Source organism: Janthinobacterium sp. SUN211, assembly GCF_030587315.1.
Classification (GTDB): domain Bacteria; phylum Pseudomonadota; class Gammaproteobacteria; order Burkholderiales; family Burkholderiaceae_D; genus Janthinobacterium; species Janthinobacterium kumbetense.
This window is the reverse complement of record NZ_JAPWIC010000002.1, coordinates 105227-122698: the sequence shown is the minus strand read 5'-3', so window position 1 is coordinate 122698 and position 17472 is coordinate 105227. Positions and strand designations below refer to the sequence as shown.

At 59.7% G+C, this 17472-nt stretch carries 14 protein-coding genes; 5 read left to right on the top strand and 9 right to left on the bottom strand.

The genetic code is table 11. The features are described 5' to 3' along the window. Positions 1–9: 9 nt before the first annotated feature. The 4 genes from O3301_RS06280 to O3301_RS06265 form a co-directional block, all read right to left on the bottom strand. Complete coding sequence (locus tag O3301_RS06280) at positions 10–591, bottom strand: response regulator transcription factor (RefSeq protein WP_305055907.1); 582 nt, start codon at positions 589–591, stop codon at positions 10–12. A 16-nt stretch (positions 592–607) separates the two neighbouring features. Continuing rightward, positions 608–2203, bottom strand: coding sequence for an ATP-binding protein (locus tag O3301_RS06275; protein ID WP_305055906.1), 1596 nt, complete (start codon positions 2201–2203; stop codon positions 608–610). A 118-nt stretch (positions 2204–2321) separates the two neighbouring features. Then, positions 2322–3710, bottom strand: a complete 1389-nt coding sequence (locus O3301_RS06270) for an ATP-binding protein (RefSeq protein ID WP_305055905.1) — start codon at positions 3708–3710, stop codon at positions 2322–2324. After that, complete coding sequence (locus tag O3301_RS06265) at positions 3707–4393, bottom strand: response regulator (protein ID WP_289911354.1); 687 nt, start codon at positions 4391–4393, stop codon at positions 3707–3709. The genes O3301_RS06270 and O3301_RS06265 overlap by 4 nt, the downstream gene beginning before the upstream one ends. A 157-nt stretch (positions 4394–4550) precedes the next feature. Here O3301_RS06265 and O3301_RS06260 point away from each other — a divergent pair, with 157 nt between their 5' ends. The 4 genes from O3301_RS06260 (at position 4551) to O3301_RS06245 (ending at position 7493) form a co-directional block, all read left to right on the top strand. Beyond that, positions 4551–5372, top strand: coding sequence for a MipA/OmpV family protein (locus O3301_RS06260; RefSeq protein WP_289898810.1), 822 nt, complete (start codon positions 4551–4553; stop codon positions 5370–5372). Between the two features lie 104 nt (positions 5373–5476). Beyond that, positions 5477–6025 (top strand): universal stress protein, encoded by a 549-nt coding sequence (locus O3301_RS06255; RefSeq protein ID WP_305055904.1) that lies wholly within the window; start codon positions 5477–5479, stop codon positions 6023–6025. Positions 6026–6074: 49 nt separating this feature from the next. Further along, entirely contained in the window at positions 6075–7079 is a 1005-nt protein-coding gene (locus O3301_RS06250; RefSeq protein WP_305055903.1) for a VirK/YbjX family protein, read from the top strand. 183 nt (positions 7080–7262) lie between these two features. Further along, positions 7263–7493 carry a DUF6139 family protein gene (locus tag O3301_RS06245; RefSeq protein ID WP_092713976.1) on the top strand — a complete coding sequence of 77 codons (231 nt, stop codon included), beginning with the start codon at positions 7263–7265 and terminating at the stop codon, positions 7491–7493. A gap of 64 nt (positions 7494–7557) precedes the next feature. Here O3301_RS06245 and dnaE read toward each other — a convergent pair whose 3' ends face one another. Further along, entirely contained in the window at positions 7558–11097 is a 3540-nt protein-coding gene (dnaE, locus tag O3301_RS06240) for a DNA polymerase III subunit alpha (protein ID WP_289898813.1), read from the bottom strand. Positions 11098–11310: 213 nt separating this feature from the next. On the opposite strand from dnaE, the gene O3301_RS06235 reads away from it, so the two are divergent. Continuing rightward, positions 11311–12207, top strand: a complete 897-nt coding sequence (locus O3301_RS06235; RefSeq protein ID WP_305055902.1) for a sulfurtransferase — start codon at positions 11311–11313, stop codon at positions 12205–12207. Between the two features lie 596 nt (positions 12208–12803). Here O3301_RS06235 and O3301_RS06230 read toward each other — a convergent pair. The 4 genes from O3301_RS06230 to wecB form a co-directional block, all read right to left on the bottom strand. After that, entirely contained in the window at positions 12804–13397 is a 594-nt protein-coding gene (locus O3301_RS06230; RefSeq protein ID WP_305055901.1) for a sugar transferase, read from the bottom strand. After that, complete coding sequence (locus O3301_RS06225; protein WP_305055900.1) at positions 13391–14548, bottom strand: DegT/DnrJ/EryC1/StrS aminotransferase family protein; 1158 nt, start codon at positions 14546–14548, stop codon at positions 13391–13393. Before O3301_RS06225 ends, O3301_RS06230 begins: the two co-directional genes overlap by 7 nt. Before the next feature lie 91 nt (positions 14549–14639). Then, positions 14640–15890 (bottom strand): glycosyltransferase family 4 protein, encoded by a 1251-nt coding sequence (locus O3301_RS06220; protein WP_305055899.1) that lies wholly within the window; start codon positions 15888–15890, stop codon positions 14640–14642. A 376-nt stretch (positions 15891–16266) separates the two neighbouring features. After that, positions 16267–17421: a non-hydrolyzing UDP-N-acetylglucosamine 2-epimerase gene (gene wecB / locus O3301_RS06215; RefSeq protein ID WP_305055898.1), complete on the bottom strand. Its 1155-nt coding sequence runs from the start codon at positions 17419–17421 to the stop codon at positions 16267–16269. Positions 17422–17472 lie beyond the last annotated feature (51 nt).

Below are 17472 nucleotides of genomic sequence, written 5' to 3'. Positions count from 1 at the left end.
CGGCAGCGGCTAGCCGGTGCCCAGCATGCTGATGCGCACTAGGTCGGCCACATTGTCGACACCCAGCTTGTCCATCAGGCGCGCCTTGTGCACTTCCACCGTGCGCACGGAAATACCCAGCGCCGGGGCGATATCGCGGTTGTGCTGGCCCGTCACCACCAGATGCATCACTTCCCGCTCGCGCGGCGTCAGGGCGCGCAGCAAGGCCTGCCCCTCCACCTGGCGCAGCAATTGGCCGCGCGCATGCGCCTCGCGCGAAAACGCTTCGTCGATGGCGGCCAGCAGCTTGTCGTGGTCAAACGGTTTTTCCAGGAAATCGCTGGCCTGCGCCTTGAAAGCCTGGCGTGCCAGGGTGACGTCGCCGTGCCCCGTGATAATGATGATGGGCAGCATGCATTTCAGCTCCAGCAAGCGGCGCTGCAGGCTCAGACCATCCATGCCGGACATGCGGATATCGACCAGCAGGCAGCCGGCCCACTCGGGCCGCCAGCTGTGCAGGAAATCCTCGCCGCAGGAAAATAGGGCCGTGCGATAGCCGCGTATGCCCAGCAGCAAACCCAGCGCATCGCGCACGGCGGGATCGTCATCCACGATAAACACTGTCAAATTACTTGTCACCATACTCTCCTGTAGCGGCCGCGCTGGCGCGCGCCAGGGGCAGGACAAAACGAAAAATGCCATGCCTGCCCACTTCGGCCCATAGCTGGCCGCCATGCGCTTCGACGATGCTGCGGCTGAGCACCAGCCCCAGGCCCAGGCCGCTGGCCTTGGTCGAGACGAACGGTTCGAACAGGCGTGCCGCCAGGCTATTGGAAATGCCGGGGCCGCTATCCTCCACGGACAGGCGCAGCCGCCCGCCTTCGAGCCGCTCGGCAGAGACCGTGATGCGGCGCCGGCCGCGCGGCTGGCCCATCACCGCATCCTGCGCATTGGCCAATAAATTACGCAATACCAGCTCGATTTGCAGGCGGTCGGCGTTGACGGCCAGCGGCGACGGCGGCGCCAGCACCAGTTCGATGCCGTGTTCATGAAACAGCGGCGTGAACTGGCGCGCCATGCCCTCGATCAAGGCGCTCGCCTCCACCGCTTCGAGCTGCATCGCGCCGGTGCGGAAAAAGTCGCGCAGGCGGCGCACCACGTCCGCGGCGCGTCCCGATTCGACGATCATATGTCCCACGGCGCCCTGCAGCAGGGCGCCAGTCTCGCCCCGTTCCAGCAAGTATTCGCACGCCTTGCCATAGGTCGACAAGGCCGTCAGCGGCTGGTTCAGCTCATGCGCGAGCGCCGCCGCCATCTCGCCGGCGGCCGCCAAGCGCATCGTGTGTTTCAATTCGTCGGCCACCTGGCGCATTTCATCGACGACGATGCCGATAAAAAACCCCACCAGCGCCAGCACGGCATCGAGCAGCTGCAATTCATAAAACTGGATATCGACCGCATGCGTCCATTTCACCAGGGTAATGATGCATAGTTGCAATACAAACACGGCCAGCACGGCGCCATGCAAGCCCTGGCGCGAGGCGGCCCAGATCACGGGAAGAAACAGGAAATAGAAATGCTTGTATTCGGAACGCACGATGGAGCCGAAAAGGCTCCACAGCACGAAGCTGGCGAGGGCCAGATACGCCAGGGTTTCCCAACGCCAGACGGCGGCATGCAGGCGTTCGCGCCCCCGCTCGCTGAACAGCACCCAGATCAGCGGCATCGATACCAGCATGCCGACCATGTCGCCGATGCCGAAGCGCCAGACTGCCGTCCCCCATTCGCCGGCCGGGATGCGTCCCGTCAGCGACAGCAAGGAAATGTAGCCGAGCGCATTGAGCACGGTGCCCAGCAGCACGATGGCAACCCAGGCGCTCAGGCGGCGCCGGTTGTCGAAGATGTCGCTGCTGCTGAAACTGCGGCGCAAGACTGCGCCGATACCGCCATAGCCGAGCATCAGCCACGCCGAACAGAGCAAGGTCAGGGGCAGGCCTGCCGGCATGCCGCGCACCAGCACCTCGCCGGCCACCAGGGCGATAAACCACGGCAGCGCCGCCTTGCGGCCGTGGATCAGCCAAAATACCAGGCCCAGCGCGGGATCGGGATTCCACGGGGTGATGTTCAGCCCGTACATCGGGTCGATATACGTGGCCCAGTCAAACAGCAGATACAGGCCGACAAAGGCGGGATACGGCAGGTAGCGGGACAGGAATGGGCGCATAACGGTGTTTTTTAACTGTCCCGCATTATGCATCGCAAGCGTGCGCCACGCCATGCCATCTTGCGTTATAAGCACACAAAATAATTTTCATGCAATATCGCAAGGCGCGCCGACAGAATCAGGCCTCGGCCAGCGGCAGGCGCACCTCCACCAGCAAGCCCAGGCCACCATTGCCTCTGTGCAACTGAATCGTGCCGCCATGCTGTTGCACGACGGAAGCGACGATGGACAAGCCCAGGCCGCTGCCCGGCTGCGCCTGCTGCGGCGCGCGGAAAAAGCGGTCGAACACGCGTTCATACAGCGCCGGCGCGATACCCGGCCCCTGGTCGGCCACATGCAACACGGCCTGGCCCCGCTCCGCATGCAGCGACACCGTCACGCTGCTGCCGCGCGGGCTGTACTTGATGGCATTTTCCACCAGATTGTCGATCAGCGACACGAGGCTCTCGCGCTGACCGGGCACGCTGAGCGAAACGCTGGCTTGCAATTCAAGCTCGATATCGCCCGCCTGAGCCAGGCCGGACAGGGCCGCCAGGCGGTCTTGCAGCAAGGTATCGAGCGCCTGGCGCCGCGGCAGCTCGCCCCCGCCGGCCTGCACTTCGCTGCGCGTCAGCTGCAGCAACTGCCCCACCAGGCGCGCGGCCCGGTTGCCGCTGTTCAAGATACCGTCCAGCAGCTCTTGCTGGCGAGCATCATGCGCCTGTCCCTGCAAGGCCTCGACATTCACGCGCATGGCCGCCAGCGGCGTGCGCAGCTCATGCGTGGCGTCGGCGATGAAGCTGCGTTCGCGCGCGGCACTGGCATCGACCCGCTGCAGCAGGGCATTGATATTGTCGACCAGCGCCGCCAGTTCGCCATGCGGCGGCTTGAACGTCAGCGGACGCAGATCCTGCGGCCCGCGCGCCGCCACCTCCTGCGCCACCTTGCGCCACGGGCGCATGGCAAGGCGGATCGACAGCCAGGCCGGCACCAGCAGGAACGGCAGGCTGATCAGCAACGGCAGCAGGTAGTAGCCGCGTGAATTGATCGTGATGAAAAATTGCCAGGCGCCGCCCACTTCCAGCACGGTCACGCGGGTGGCCCCTTCGGCCAGGCTGCGGCTGCGCCATGCCTGGCCCTTGACGTACACCACTTCCATCTGTTCCGGACCGGCGCTGCGGATGCCGCTGGGCGCACTCGGCGACTTGTAGACCAGCTTGCCCTCGCGCCAGACCAGGATGCGCGGCGCCAGTTCCGGCACCTTCCCCATTTCAAATTCCTCGCGCAAGGCTTCGTCGATGGCGCGCAAGCTTTGCTCCTGGCGCACGGGCTGGTCAGCCAGGTTGTCGGCCACGCTGATAATGGCGTGCAAGACCCCGCGGGTCACATTGCTCGCTTCGCTCGTGCCCTCGAACAGCACATATGCCACGGCCAGGCTCCACAACACGGTCAGCATCAGCATTTGCGCCATCATCAGGCGGCGCACCAGGGTGGGCCGGCGCAGCATGGCCCAGAAACGCCCCATCATGCGCCGGCACCCGGCGGGACGGATGTCTCGCCCTGCTGATCGATGACATAGCCGACGCCGCGCACGGTACGGATATAACCCTCGCCTATCTTGCGGCGCAAGTTGCCCATATGCACATCCAGGGTATTGCTGGCATTGGCCAGCCCGCCGGGCAGGATATGCTCTTCCAGCACGCGGCGCGTGATGACCCGGTTGGCGCGCATCAACAAGGTTTTCAGCAGGGCATATTCGCTGGCCGTGAGCTCCACGGGCCGTCCATGCACGCTGACCCTGCGCGTGGGCACCTGCAGCAGCAGGCCGCGCAACTCGATGGTGTCGCCATCGAAACCATAGCTGCGGCGTGCCAGGGCGCGCACGCGCGACAGCAGCTCGGCCAGCACGAAGGGCTTCACCAGGTAATCGTCGGCGCCGCCGTCCAGGCCCCGCAAGCGCTGCTCCAGCGTATCGCGGGCGCTGAGGATCAGCACCGGCAGGCGCGCCGCGCGCAGCCGGGCCAGCAAATCGAGGCCATCGCCGTCGGGCAATCCCAGATCCAGCAGCACCAGTTCGCAACTGTCGTGCTCGATGCTGCGCGCCGCATCCTCCAGACTGCGCACCCAGACCACTTGCATGCCCTGGTCGCGCAGGGCGATCCGCACGCCATTGCCCAGGTCCATATCGTCTTCAATCAGCAGTATCTTCATGGTGAGTATTAAACCACCGCAAGCTGAAGAATGGGTAAAGAAGCGCTCTTCATCCAATCTTAATAAAAGGCTCATTTTTCCTTCATGGCAAGGATAGATACTGTCGGCAGTCAATCGAGCCACTCCGGACTCGGTTCTCCACCTGACGGAAAATTCCATGCACGCACCCACAACCCTGCTGACCGCGCTGGCACTCGCCAGCGGCATGATCCTCAACCCGCTGGCCGCCGCCGCGGCCGAACCGGCCCCGCAAAATGTCTTCACCATCGGCGGCGGCGTCGCTGCCGTGTCCAGCTATTCCGGCGCCGACAAGCTGTCGGCCTCGCCCCTGATCATCCTCGATTACGCCATGGCCAATGGCCTGTTCTTCAGCACTTCGCGCGGCATCGGCTATGGCGGCCAGGCCGGCCCCTTCAGCTACAGCGCGGCATTGGGCTACCGCGGCAACCGCGAAGACCACAAGCGCAATGGCGCCAATGGCTGGGGCGGCAGCGACTACCTGAAGGGCATGGGCGAAGTCAAGGGCAACGCCAGCGCCCTGCTCAGCGCGGGCTATTCGCCCTTGCCGGGCCTGTCGCTGAGCGTGTCGAGCGACATTCCCCTGTCGAACCGCGAAAATGGCGCGAATGTGCATTTCGGCGCGGCGGGCCAGATCTACAGCCGGACCGATGCCAAGGGCGCGCAGCAGGATAGCGTGACCATCGGCGGCCAGCTGGGCTGGGGCGAGCGCAAGTACGTGCAGACCATGTATGGCGTGACGGCCACCCAGGCCGCGAACACCTCGTTCAAGCAATACACGCCCAAGGGCGGTTTCTATGAAGCACAGGCCACCATCAACTGGGAGCACCGCTTCGATGCGCGCTGGGGCATCAATACCCTGGTCGGCGTCGAGAGCCGCCTGGGCGACGCGGCCAAGAGCCCCATCGTGCAGCGCAAGACCTCCCCGGTCGGCGCCGTGTACGTCACCTACCGCTATTAAAACCGTGACGACATAAGGGAAACCCGTACGCTGTTTCGCCAATTTACAGAGGGAAAGGGCACCGATAAGATGGCGCGGTTTCCCCCTTCCCTTGACGTCCCTCCATGCATGCTTCGCGCCTTGCTCCGCAACGCCATGACCGCGCCCCAGACAGCGCCGCGGCCACCCACGGCACCGGGAGCCAGGATACGCTGCAGCTCCTGCTGCCGGTCAAACGGGCCAGCGACATCGTCTTTGGTGCGCGCTACGCCAAGCGGCTACAGGAATGGGGGATATGCGTGAGTGTCAGCCTGCTGCATGTGACGCCAGCGCAGGCACGCCCCGCCATAGGCCTGCCGCAGCAAGACGCAGCTGAAGACGCCGGCAGTACGCTCACGCTGGCAACCGAGCAAATCATGCACGAGGCCGGCTTGTACCTGAGCCGTTCACATATTGACTTCACCACCCACATTTTTTCCGGCGAAATCATTTTTACGATACTCGACACGGCCGAAATGCTGGGATGCCATGAAATTGTCTTACCTGCCATTAAGAAAAGTTCCTGGCGAAACCGATTCTCGGACGCCCTGGCGCGCAAGCTGGCCCGCGCCAGCCGTAGCGCCACCGTGCTGCTGGCCAATACCGATGGCATGAGCTGCCCGCCGCTGCGCTGAAGCACGGCCCGCAGCCACCACCGTTCCCATTCACCAAGGAAAATGCCTGATGACACAAGCAATTACTCTGCATGCTGGTCTCACCAATATGCCCCCGGGCATCGCCCGCCTGCGCGAGCTGTTCAAACTGCAATTGCGGGCACGCCTGCAGCAGCGGCAGACGCGCATCTGGCTCAAGTTGCTCAATTCCCACCCCGTCTTTGGCGACCTGTTGCAAGCCTACCCGCGCCTGGTCCACAAGGTGTACCGGCATTACCTGAGCAAAAGCCTGTCCTGCCAGCAACGAGTCTCCATGCTGGTCGACCACTATCATTTCATCCTGCAGCAAGGCTGGGGCAAGCTGATGGTACAAGCTGCGCACCAACCGGTCATGCTCGCCACGGTACCGGGAAAATCCGGTTCGCTCTACCATCTGCGCCTGTCTTCGCTGTTCCGCATGGACCGCGAAGGCGAGATGGTCTTGCAACTGATCCATGATGACGATGTGCTCTACACAGTGGTCTTTACCTTCTTCGGCTGCCGCACGCGCGCACCCAGCGATACCGGCGTGGGCATCGGCTGCATCCAGGGTCCGCAGGGCGCGGAAGGCTTGCGCCGCGTGCGTGAAGCCACGCGCGACCTGCACGGCATGCGCCCCAAGTTCCTGATGATACGCCTGGTACGTCAACTGGCATACGAGCACGGTTGCCGCACCATGCTTCTGGTCGGCAATGCCAACCGGGCCGGCCACCATTCGGCAAAGAAGAATGGACGGCTGCTCGCTGACTACAATGCATTGTGGCAAGAACTTGGCGCCACGGCCCGCAGCGATGGCGACTTTGAGTTGCCATGCGAAACGCTTCCTGCGCTCGTCCTCGAAGAGATCGCGTCCAAAAAACGTTCGGAAGCACGCAAGCGCCACGAACTGACCTTGAACATGATCGACAGCCTGCGCAACGGCCTGGCATCGCATCGCAGCCATGTCCACGTCGCCGTGCCCGGCATCGTCATGGCCGCCAATGACACCCAGCACCCGGCCGAATTCGACGACGAGCACTTTTCCGCCGCAACCTGACCCTCTCCCTGGTATTGGCCAGGCGCCCCGCCCCCGCGCCAGCAGTCATTCCTCCACGCAATACCCCAGTTCGCCTCCCGCACGTGCGCAAAAAACCATGCGCCGCACATTCCTGTTACGCTAGCAAGATCGGTGTGCATTCCTGGCGCGCCGGTTCCCCCAACGCTTACTAGGAGGCAAGTCATGCGCGTAGACATCTACCGCCGGGCCGAGCACGACGGCATTTTTTCCTACCTCGCCGTGCCGGAAGGAAAGCTCATTCCGGAAGAAGTTACCAATACCGACTGGCAGCTGGAAGTACGCGCCAGCGAAGTGGCCGACGATGCCGAGATCTTGCCCAACTACCATATCGAACAGCCGCACCAGCAGATCGCCGCCAAGGGCTATGCGATCACGGGCCTGAAAGACATGTAAACAAAAAAAAGCCAAACCAGCATGTCTGCGGTTTGGCTTTGTTGCATGCGCCGGGCAGTACCGGTCAGTATTCGACCGCCACTTCTTGCGCACCCAGCATTTGCTCCAGCGCCATCTGCAATTCATCCGATGGTGCCACTTTCCATTCGTCCCCGAACTGCAGCACGCAACTGACGCCTTGCGGGCTGACCTTGGCGGCGATCGGCAGACCATCCGCAGCCCGGTGCGGCATGATCACGTCGCTGATGCGCTTCATGTCCAGCGTCGTGGGCAGAGTCAAGCCCAGCTGGCGGCCATACTGCACGCGCGCGGAGATGATGTCGAAGGCGCTCTCGGCCGTGATGCGCAAGCCGCCCGAAAAGCGGTCTTCCGACACCTTGCCCACGACGGCGAGGAATTCATCTTCCTTGAAAATTTTCCGGTTGGAATCGAACAATTCGCCGTACACCGTCACTTCCACCGTGCCGCTCTTGTCGTCGAGCGTGACGATGAGGATCTTGCCGCGCTGCGTCATCTGCGTGCGCAAGCCCGTAATGACGCCCGCCATCATGCGCGGTTCGCGCGACGGCGACAGTTCCGACAGTTTCGTGCGGGCAAAACGGCGTGCCTCGGGCGCATACGAGTCGAACAGGTGGCCGGACAGGTAGAAGCCCAGCGCGATCTTTTCTTCCGTCAGGCGCTGTTTGTCCGTCCATACGGGCACCTTGACGTACTCGGGCGGCGCCACCATGTCGCTGTCGTCGCCGCCGAACAGGCTCACCTGGTTCGCCGCCTTGGCCGCCTGGTCGGCGCACTCCATGGCGAACGCCACGGACGCAAGCAGGATGGCGCGGTCGACCTTCAGGCAATCGAAGGCACCGCTGCGAATCAGGGATTCGATGGTGCGGCGGTTGATTTGCTTTTTATCAACGCGCTTGCAGAAATCGAACAGGCTGGTGAATGGCCCGCCCGCCTCGCGCGCGGCGATGATGGCTTCGATGGCATTCTGGCCCGAGCCCTTCACGGCGCCCAGGCCATAGCGGATCTGCGTGACTTTCTTGCCGCTCACGGATGGCGCCGCGCCGCTCGGCATGAAGCGGTAATCGGATTCGTTGATATCCGGCGGCAACAAGGTCAGCTTGCAGATTTCCAGCGAGTCTTCCACCAGGATCTTGATCTTGTCCGTGTCGTCCATGGCCAGCGACAAGTTGGCGGCCATGAAGGCGGCCGTGTGGTGCGCCTTCAGGTAAGCCGTGTGGTATGACAGCAAGGCGTAGGCGGCGGCGTGCGATTTGTTGAAACCGTAGCCGGCGAACTTTTCCATCAAATCGAAGATCTCGTCGGCCTTTTCCGCCGTCAAGCCATCCTTCGCCGCACCGGCGCGGAAGATCTCGCGGTGCTCGGCCATCTCTTCGGCTTTCTTTTTACCCATGGCGCGGCGCAACATGTCAGCGCCGCCCAGCGAGTAGCCGCCGACGATCTGCGCCATCTGCATCACCTGCTCCTGATACACCATGATGCCGTAGGTTTCGGACAGAATCGATTCCGTACGCGGATCGGGATAATCGAAGCGTTCGCCGTGCTTGCGCTTGCAGAAATCCGGAATCAGGTCCATCGGGCCCGGACGGTACAACGCCACGAGCGCGATAATGTCTTCGAAACGGTCGGGACGCGCATCTTTCAGCATGCCCTGCATGCCGCGCGACTCCAGCTGGAACACGGCCACGGTCTTGGCCTTGGTCAGCAGGTCGTACGATGGCTTGTCGTTCAGCGGCAAGGTGGCCAGATCGAAATTGGCTTGCGCCGGATCAAGCTGCTTGATGTAGCGCACGGCGCGGTCGAGAATCGTCAGCGTGGTCAAGCCCAAAAAGTCGAACTTCACGAGGCCGACGGCTTCCACGTCGTCCTTGTCGTACTGCGACACGACGCCCGAGTCGCCACCCTGCGTGTACAGCGGGCAGAAATCCGTCAGCTTGCCGGGAGCGATCAGCACGCCCCCCGCGTGCATGCCGATATTGCGCGTGATGCCTTCGACTTGCTGCGCCAGGTCCAGCAGCTGCTTGACCTCTTCCTCGTTTTCCAGGCGTTCCTTGAGCAACGGTTCTTCCTCGATGGCGTCGGCGATCGACACGGGTTTGCCGGGCTTGAACGGGATCAGCTTGGAGATGCCGTCGCAGAAGTTGTAGCCGAAATCCATCACGCGGCCCACGTCGCGGATCGCGCCCTTGGCCGCCATGGTACCGAAGGTGGCGATCTGCGAGACAGCCTCCTTGCCGTACAAATCCTTGACGTGCTGGATGACGCGGTCGCGCCCTTCCTGACAAAAGTCAATATCGAAGTCGGGCATCGATACGCGTTCGGGATTCAGGAAGCGCTCGAACAGCAGGTTGTATTGCAATGGATCAAGATCGGTAATCAGCAGCGAATACGCCACCAGCGAACCGGCGCCCGAACCGCGGCCCGGGCCGACGGGCACGCCGTTTTCCTTGGCCCACTGGATAAACTCGGCCACGATCAGGAAGTAGCCGGGGAACTTCATGTTGCAGATCGTGTCCGTCTCGAATTTCAGGCGCGACTCGTAGCGCGGACGCTCCTTTTCGCGCTTTTCCGGATCCGGATACAGCTGCAGCAACCGTTTTTCCAGGCCCGCCTGCGATTCGGCGACGAGGAACTGGTCGATCGTCATGCCGTCCGGCGTGGGGAAGTTCGGCAATTGCGGCTTGCCCAGGGTCAAGGTCAAATTGCAGCGCTTGGCGATTTCCACGGAATTGGCCAGCGCGGCCGGCAAGTCGGCGAACAATTCGGCCATGTCGGCCTGCGACAGGAAGCGCTGGCTGTCGTTAAACCGTTTCACGCGCTTCGCGTTGGCCAGCATTTCGCCTTCGGCGATACAGGTGCGGGCTTCGTGGGCAATAAATTCCTCTGGGGAAATAAATTGCACGGGATGCGTGGCCACCACGGGCAAGCCCAGCTTGGCTGCCAGCGCCACCGCATGACGGACCTGCGCTTCCTGGTTGGCCTGGCCGCCGCGCTGGATTTCAACATAGAAATGACCGGGGAATATCTCGGCCCAGCGCTGCGCATTGCGCTCGGCCAGGGCCAGGTTGCCATTCTCGATGGCCGTGCCAACATCGCCGAAATGCGCGCCGGACAGGACGATCAAGCCATTGGCCGCGCTTTCGCCCGGATACAGCTCATAGGTATTCGTCGCCAGCGCCTGCAGCCATTCGATGCGCAGCTCGGCGCGGCCCTTGTACTGGTTCGTCAGCCAGGCCGTCGACAGCAATTCGCACAGTTGCAGATAGCCCATGCGGTTCTTCGCCAGCAGCAGCAGCCGCGACGGCTTTTCGCGGTTGTCGTCATTCGTGATCCACACGTCGACGCCGACGATGGGCTTGATGCCCTTGCCGCGCGCTTCCTTGTAGAACTTGACCATGCCAAACAGGTTCGACAGGTCGGTGACGGCCAGCGCCACCTGCTTGTCCTTCGCCGCCGCCTTGACCACGTCATCGATGCGCACCAGGCCATCGACGATCGAGTACTCCGAGTGCACGCGCAAATGGACGAAGGCAGGACCGGGCTGCATCGCTTGCTGTGAACCTGCCGGAGCGCCGGCCTCTTGCATTACCATTTCCATCCTGTGTACCGTTTCGTGCAAAATTCAATGGGGTCTATTCTACCGCGTCGCGGCCCCGGACCGGCGGTGCGACCCCCTATTGCGGGCAAGAAATTCCTGCCGTGCACAGCCCGCCGGCACGGCAAAACGTGGCTGGCCGGGTATCCCGCCAGGCCTGTCGGGCTTATAATATCGGCTGTTCAGTCTAAGCCGATCGCCATCATGCAAGCCATCACCCCAGCAACACCCGCCGTTTCCGCCGCCGTCAGTGCGCCCGCCGCCACGTTTGTCAATATCGCCGCGTATAAATTCATTACGCTCGACGATACGGAAGCCATGCGTCCCTTGTATCAGGAGCAATGCCTGGCGCTGGAACTGAAGGGAACGATCCTGCTGACACCGGAAGGCATCAACATGTTCCTGTCGGGCACGCGCGCGCATATCGATGCCTTCCTCGCCTGGGTCCGCAGCGACGCGCGTCTGGCCGATCTGGAATGGAAGGAAAGCTTATCGAACGAACAATCGCACAAGCGCATGCTGGTCAAGCTGAAAAAAGAAATCATCACCATGCGCATGCCGCTGATCAAGCCGGAACTGGGCCGCGCCCCGTCCGTCGACGCGCATACGCTCAAGCGCTGGCTTGACGCCGGCGTCGACGATGCGGGCAAACCTGTGGTCATGATGGAAACGCGCAACGCCTTTGAAGTGGACGTGGGCACGTTCAACAACACGCTTGATTACCGTATCGACAAGTTCACGGAATTCCCGGCCGTGGCTGCCGCGCACAAGGATGAGCTGGAAGGCAAGACCGTCGTCACCTTCTGCACGGGCGGCATCCGCTGCGAAAAGGCGGCCATCCACATGAAGGAAATCGGCTACGACAGCGTGTACCAGCTTGACGGCGGCATCCTGAAATACTTCGAAGAGGTCGGCGGCGAGCACTACACGGGCGACTGCTTCGTCTTCGACTACCGCACGGCGCTGAACCCGAAACTGGAACCGACGGAAACCGTGCAATGTTTCGTCTGCCGCGCCGTCGTCACGCCGCGCCAGCAGCTGGCGCCGGAATATGTGTATGAAGTGTCTTGCCCCCACTGCTACAACAGGCAAGGCAGCTAGTTATTGCCTTGTGTTGCCCGCTGCAATCCTGAAGCGGCGGGCTGACATGCTTAAGCTTTTGTCCTCACTGTCACTGTGAAATCCACCAGCCAGACCCAGATGCGATTTATCCAGGCATTACGCGGTTTGGCGGCGATTATCTCGCAACTCACCACACCACATCGCATGTGCCTGTCGGGTCTGATCATGCCACTTCACAGTGGTTTTTTGCATCCGAGCCCAAGGCCGTCGATCTGTTTTTCATGCAGAGCGGCTTTATCCTGGTGCTCTCCACACAAAACGCCGCCTCGCACTGGACAATACTTTCCAGTTCTGGACTATCGGTTTCTAAGAATATAGCCCATCTATTTCGCGACCACGCTGCTCTTTTGCCTGATAGAAGTCATTGTACGAAAATATATAAAGGCAAGTCTGATTGCAAACTGGAATTACATGCATGGACGGCGGCACAAATCATGCCCTCGCGCATAAGCACTATACGGCCCTGCATATAGTCCTCATGCCAAGCGGCGCAGAAACGACATTCCCCTCACACGGAGGGGAATGGGAAGGGTCTTCAAGTAGAGAAAGACCCGCAGGTAGCCCGGAAAGGCACATCAGCGAATCAACTTGCCGATCGTCATGAAAATGATACGTATGTCCAAGGCTAAGGAGCGCTGGCGCACATACTCTTCATAAAAGCGCAGCTTGACTGGCATGACTTCCTCGATATAAGTGCGCTCCGGATCGGCCGACTCACCCAGCAGGCGATTTTCATCACAATAGGTGATCGAGGCTAGATCCGTGATTCCCGGTTTGACGGAAAGCACCAGTTCGCGCTGCGCATGCGTATACAGCGCCACGTACTTCGGCACTTCCGGCCGCGGCCCGACCAGGCTCATGTCGCCGATGAACACATTGAGCAGTTGCGGCAACTCGTCAAGTTTATAGTGACGCAGCCGGTGGCCGACACCAGTAATACGCGCGTCGCGTCCGATGGTGATCTGCCCCTGCGCTTCCGTGCCGACCGTCATCGTACGGAACTTAAAAATGCGAAACAGGACACCATACTGTCCTACCCGTTCTTGGCGGAAAAACACCGGCCCTGTGGAGTCCACCTTCACCCACACAGCAATCAGCACCAGCAACGGCGCCAGCAGCAGCAAGCCGCACAGCGCCGCGATGACATCGAAAATACGCTTGATTAGCACAGCAACTCGCGCAGCGTGCGGATCACGCGTTCCTGATCCTCGTCCGTCATGGCCGTATACAAAGGCAAACTGACCATCGCATGATAGGCCGCCTCCGCCTCGGGGAACTGTTCCGGCGCAAGATGATACGTATCACGCCAGTAAGGATGACGGTGCAGCGGAATGTAATGGACGCTGGTGCCAATACCGTGATCGGACAGCTTCTGGATCAACTCATTGCGGCCAATCGGCGCCGCAGAGGTCAAGCGCACGACGTACAGGTGCCAGGCATGTTCGCCACCATCGGCAGCCTCTGCCGGCAGCAGCAACGGCATATCTGCCAATCCCTCAAAATAGCGCCGCGCGAGCTGCTGGCGGCGGGCCGAAAACGCATTGATCTTGCGCAACTGGTGAATGCCCATCGCTGACGCGATATCGGTCAGATTGTATTTGTAACCAGGTGCGACCACTTCGTAGGCCCAGGCCGGCGTCTTCGAAACGAAACGATCAAAGGCATCGCGGCTGATACCGTGAATACGCATCATTTTGATGCGGGTGGCGATGTCGGCGTCACGCGTGACGACCATGCCGCCCTCACCTGTGGTCATCGTCTTGTTGGCATAGAAACTGAACACGGTAACGTCACTATCCAGCGTGCCGATCAAGCGTCCTTTATAGCGCGTTGGGAATGCATGCGCAGCATCTTCAACGACACGCAATTTGTGCTCACGCGCCAACGTCAGGATGGCGTCCATATCGCAGGCCAGGCCGGCGTAATGAACCGGCATGATGACTTTCGTGCGTGGTGTAATGGCAGCACGAATCGCCTCCATCGACAGGTTCAGCGTGACCGGGTCGGTATCGACGAAAACCGGATCGGCCCCCATGTAGCGCACCACTTCCGCCGTGGCGGTAAACGTCATGGTCGGCACGATTACTTCATCGCCTGGACCGACGCCGAGCGCCTCCAGGGCCAGGTGCAAACCTGCGGTGGCCGAATTGACAGCGATCGCCTCGACGCCATCGCCGATATAGGCGGCGAAATCCTGTTCGAACTGCTTGGTCTTCGGGCCTGTTGTCACCCAGCCGGAACGCAGGCACTCGACGACTTCCTGGATTTCTTCATCGCCGATTTCAGGTAGGGCGAACGGTAAAAATTTTTGTTCGGTCATATAGGTATCAAAGTCTCTGGCGAAACCGCAGCGCCTTTAAGGGGTGCAGCGATTGTGGTTGGAAATAAAACGAATAAGGATTGTAATGCCATTATTCACGCGCCTCGGCCGACTGGCCGAACGCATGGACGAAGCGCCGTGCCAGCACCGGATAGGTATGGTTTTCCAATACGAATTGCCTACCCCGCTGCCCCATCGCGGTTCGTTCGTCCACGCTAAATTTCAGTAAAGCGTGGATGCCGCGCACGATCTCGCGCGGATCCTCAGGCGCCACGGTCAGGCCGCAACCAGCCTCGCCAACAGGATCATTTCCCGCTTCAACAGCATGCAAAATCGGCCGCGCGGCCATCATATAGTCCATCAATTTGTTCGGAGAAATACCGAAACGGTAAAGCGGCTGCCGATGCCAACCAATATAAGCAATATCGAACCACTCCAGCAAGGCAGGAATCTGCTCCTTCTTGACCGGATCGACGAAAAACACATTACTCAAGTGTTCCGCCGCAGCCCTTTGCCTGAGCGCTTCCTTGTCAGGCCCACCACCGACGAGTACAAACACGACGCGGTCGTCATCGATACACGCGGCCGCATCCAACAACACGTCCATCGCATTCGCCACGCCATGCGTGCCGGCATAACCGACGATGGACAAGCCACGTGCCTTGAAACCGGACAGTAGCTCATAAACGTTGGCCTGCAAACGGGGACTGTCGGCCTGCCATTCGGCCGGATCGATACCATTTGGCACGATATATAAGCGATCAGGCGGCATACCGCGCGACTCCATATACGTCCGCACTTTCGGCAGCATGGAAACGACGGCATCTGCATGGCGATAAGCATATCCCTCCGCCGCCGCCACCATCATGATGAAGGGGTGCCATTTCGACATTCCCCCCAGCTCCATCGGCGACAATGGCCATAGATCATGAACTTCGAACACCAGCTTGGCCTTGGCGCGTTGCGCGATACGCCGCGCCGGCCAGATATCCATGGGATAGGTGCTTGACGCGATCACCACATCGGGCGTAAACGAGGCGTCTATGTCACGGCCCCGCAAAAACAGGTCAGCAACGAAACGCATAATGTTCCAGACACGCTTCAAACCGTTACCAGCATACTGCGGACCGGAAAACCATAGATATTCAATACCATCGATGGTTTCTAGTCGTGTCGTAGCGCCTTCCAGTGCAGGCTGTCTGGCGCGCACATGGGATTGCGCCGAGGCCACGATGCGCACGCGGTGGCCCGCCCGCACCCATTCACGCGCCATATAATAGGGGCGATACTCCATGCCGTAATGAGGACTGCCGGCATAGTGATTGATCAATAATATATTCATGAAAGCGACCTAAAAACTCTTCTTGATCAGGAAATAAGCTGGTTTACAGACAGGGAATAGGGGAGTACCGATGGTTCCTCGGCTGAAATCGCCATATCTCACGTTAATTTAGTGCAATGATTCAGGAAGAATAATCAGCAAGATAGCCTCTCTATACAGTCCATTCCAGTCAAAATTACTGCTCAGTTTTGAGAAATTTCTATACGTGAGTGAATTTATCCCCAATGGTAGTGATGAGAAATTCGGCCTCCAACTGGTTGACCTCAGATTTTCTCCAGCCTTTCTTTAGCTGAAACATGTCTGCGAATTTATGGGTTCAAGACGAAAAAAAACCATTGAAAACAAGTGAGTCTGACAGAATTTATCACTTCCGATATTACGACGAGGCTCGCAAAGTTGCGCACTCCACCTCGATAAATTTCTTAATTTCAACAACAATACGTTCTGCCGCAAAACCATCGCCATAAGGATTATGCGACGATGCCATTTTCGCATAAGCAAGCGGTTCGTCGAGCAGCCTACCAGCCGTACCCTCAATCATATCAGCGCACGTCCCCACCAGTTGCACGGTACCCGCTTCGACTGCCTCCGGTCTTTCAGTCGTTTCCCGCATTACCAGCACCGGCTTGCCCAGCGATGGCGCTTCCTCCTGCACACCACCACTGTCGGTAATGATTAAATAGGAGCGGCTCATAAGATATACAAATGGAAGGTAAGATTGGGGAGGAATCAAATGCACATTATGCAAACCGCCTAGAATCCGATGGACTGGCTCGCTGACATTTGGATTCAAATGCACTGGATAAACAATTTGCACATCTTCGCGCTGGGCTAAACGCAATAATGCCTCGCAAATTTCATCAAAACTGGCACCAAAATTCTCACGTCGGTGACCAGTGACGAGAATCAGTCGTTTATTACTATCGAGGAACGGGAATAGCGCGCTCAAACTCGCATTCAATTCGACGTCAGTGCGTATTTTACGATCAGATTGCAACAGTGCATCAATAACGGTATTTCCCGTGACAAAGATCGAAGCGCCATCAACCCCTTCCGCCAACAAATTAAGGCGCGCCTGCTCGGTCGGGGAAAAATGCAACACACTGACGGCGCCGGCGATCTTGCGGTTCATTTCCTCTGGCCACGGCGAATAGATATTCCTAGTTCGCAATCCGGCCTCGACATGCGCTACCGGTATTTGACGATAGAATGCGGCAAGACTTGTTGCCATCGCGGTTGTAGTATCGCCATGCACCAAAACCAATGAAGGAAGCCAACGTGAAAATACATCTCGCATACCTAGTAATACGCCCGTAGTAACATCGGTCAGATCTTGATTGGGTCGCATCAAATTTAAGTCAAAATCTGGAACAATGGCGAACAATTCTAATACTTGATCCAGCATTTCCCTATGCTGCGCGGTAACGCAAACCCGCACATCAAATGCCGGATCGAGTTTCAGGGCTGCGACCACCGGAGCCATCTTGATTGCTTCAGGACGAGTACCAAAAACCACTAATATTTTTTCCACAGGAACTCCATTAAAAATAGGTGAAGACATATACAGCGGCAGAATATTACA

Coding starts and splice junctions, on each gene's coding strand:
- O3301_RS06275 (WP_305055906.1), bottom strand. CDS start 2,203: ATGCGCCCATTCCTGTCCCGCTACCTGCCGTATCCCGCCTTTGTCGGC.
- O3301_RS06270 (WP_305055905.1), bottom strand. CDS start 3,710: ATGATGGGGCGTTTCTGGGCCATGCTGCGCCGGCCCACCCTGGTGCGC.
- O3301_RS06265 (WP_289911354.1), bottom strand. CDS start 4,393: ATGAAGATACTGCTGATTGAAGACGATATGGACCTGGGCAATGGCGTG.
- O3301_RS06260 (WP_289898810.1), top strand. CDS start 4,551: ATGCACGCACCCACAACCCTGCTGACCGCGCTGGCACTCGCCAGCGGC.
- O3301_RS06255 (WP_305055904.1), top strand. CDS start 5,477: ATGCATGCTTCGCGCCTTGCTCCGCAACGCCATGACCGCGCCCCAGAC.
- O3301_RS06250 (WP_305055903.1), top strand. CDS start 6,075: ATGACACAAGCAATTACTCTGCATGCTGGTCTCACCAATATGCCCCCG.
- O3301_RS06245 (WP_092713976.1), top strand. CDS start 7,263: ATGCGCGTAGACATCTACCGCCGGGCCGAGCACGACGGCATTTTTTCC.
- dnaE (WP_289898813.1), bottom strand. CDS start 11,097: ATGCAAGAGGCCGGCGCTCCGGCAGGTTCACAGCAAGCGATGCAGCCC.
- O3301_RS06235 (WP_305055902.1), top strand. CDS start 11,311: ATGCAAGCCATCACCCCAGCAACACCCGCCGTTTCCGCCGCCGTCAGT.
- O3301_RS06225 (WP_305055900.1), bottom strand. CDS start 14,548: ATGACCGAACAAAAATTTTTACCGTTCGCCCTACCTGAAATCGGCGAT.
- O3301_RS06220 (WP_305055899.1), bottom strand. CDS start 15,890: ATGAATATATTATTGATCAATCACTATGCCGGCAGTCCTCATTACGGC.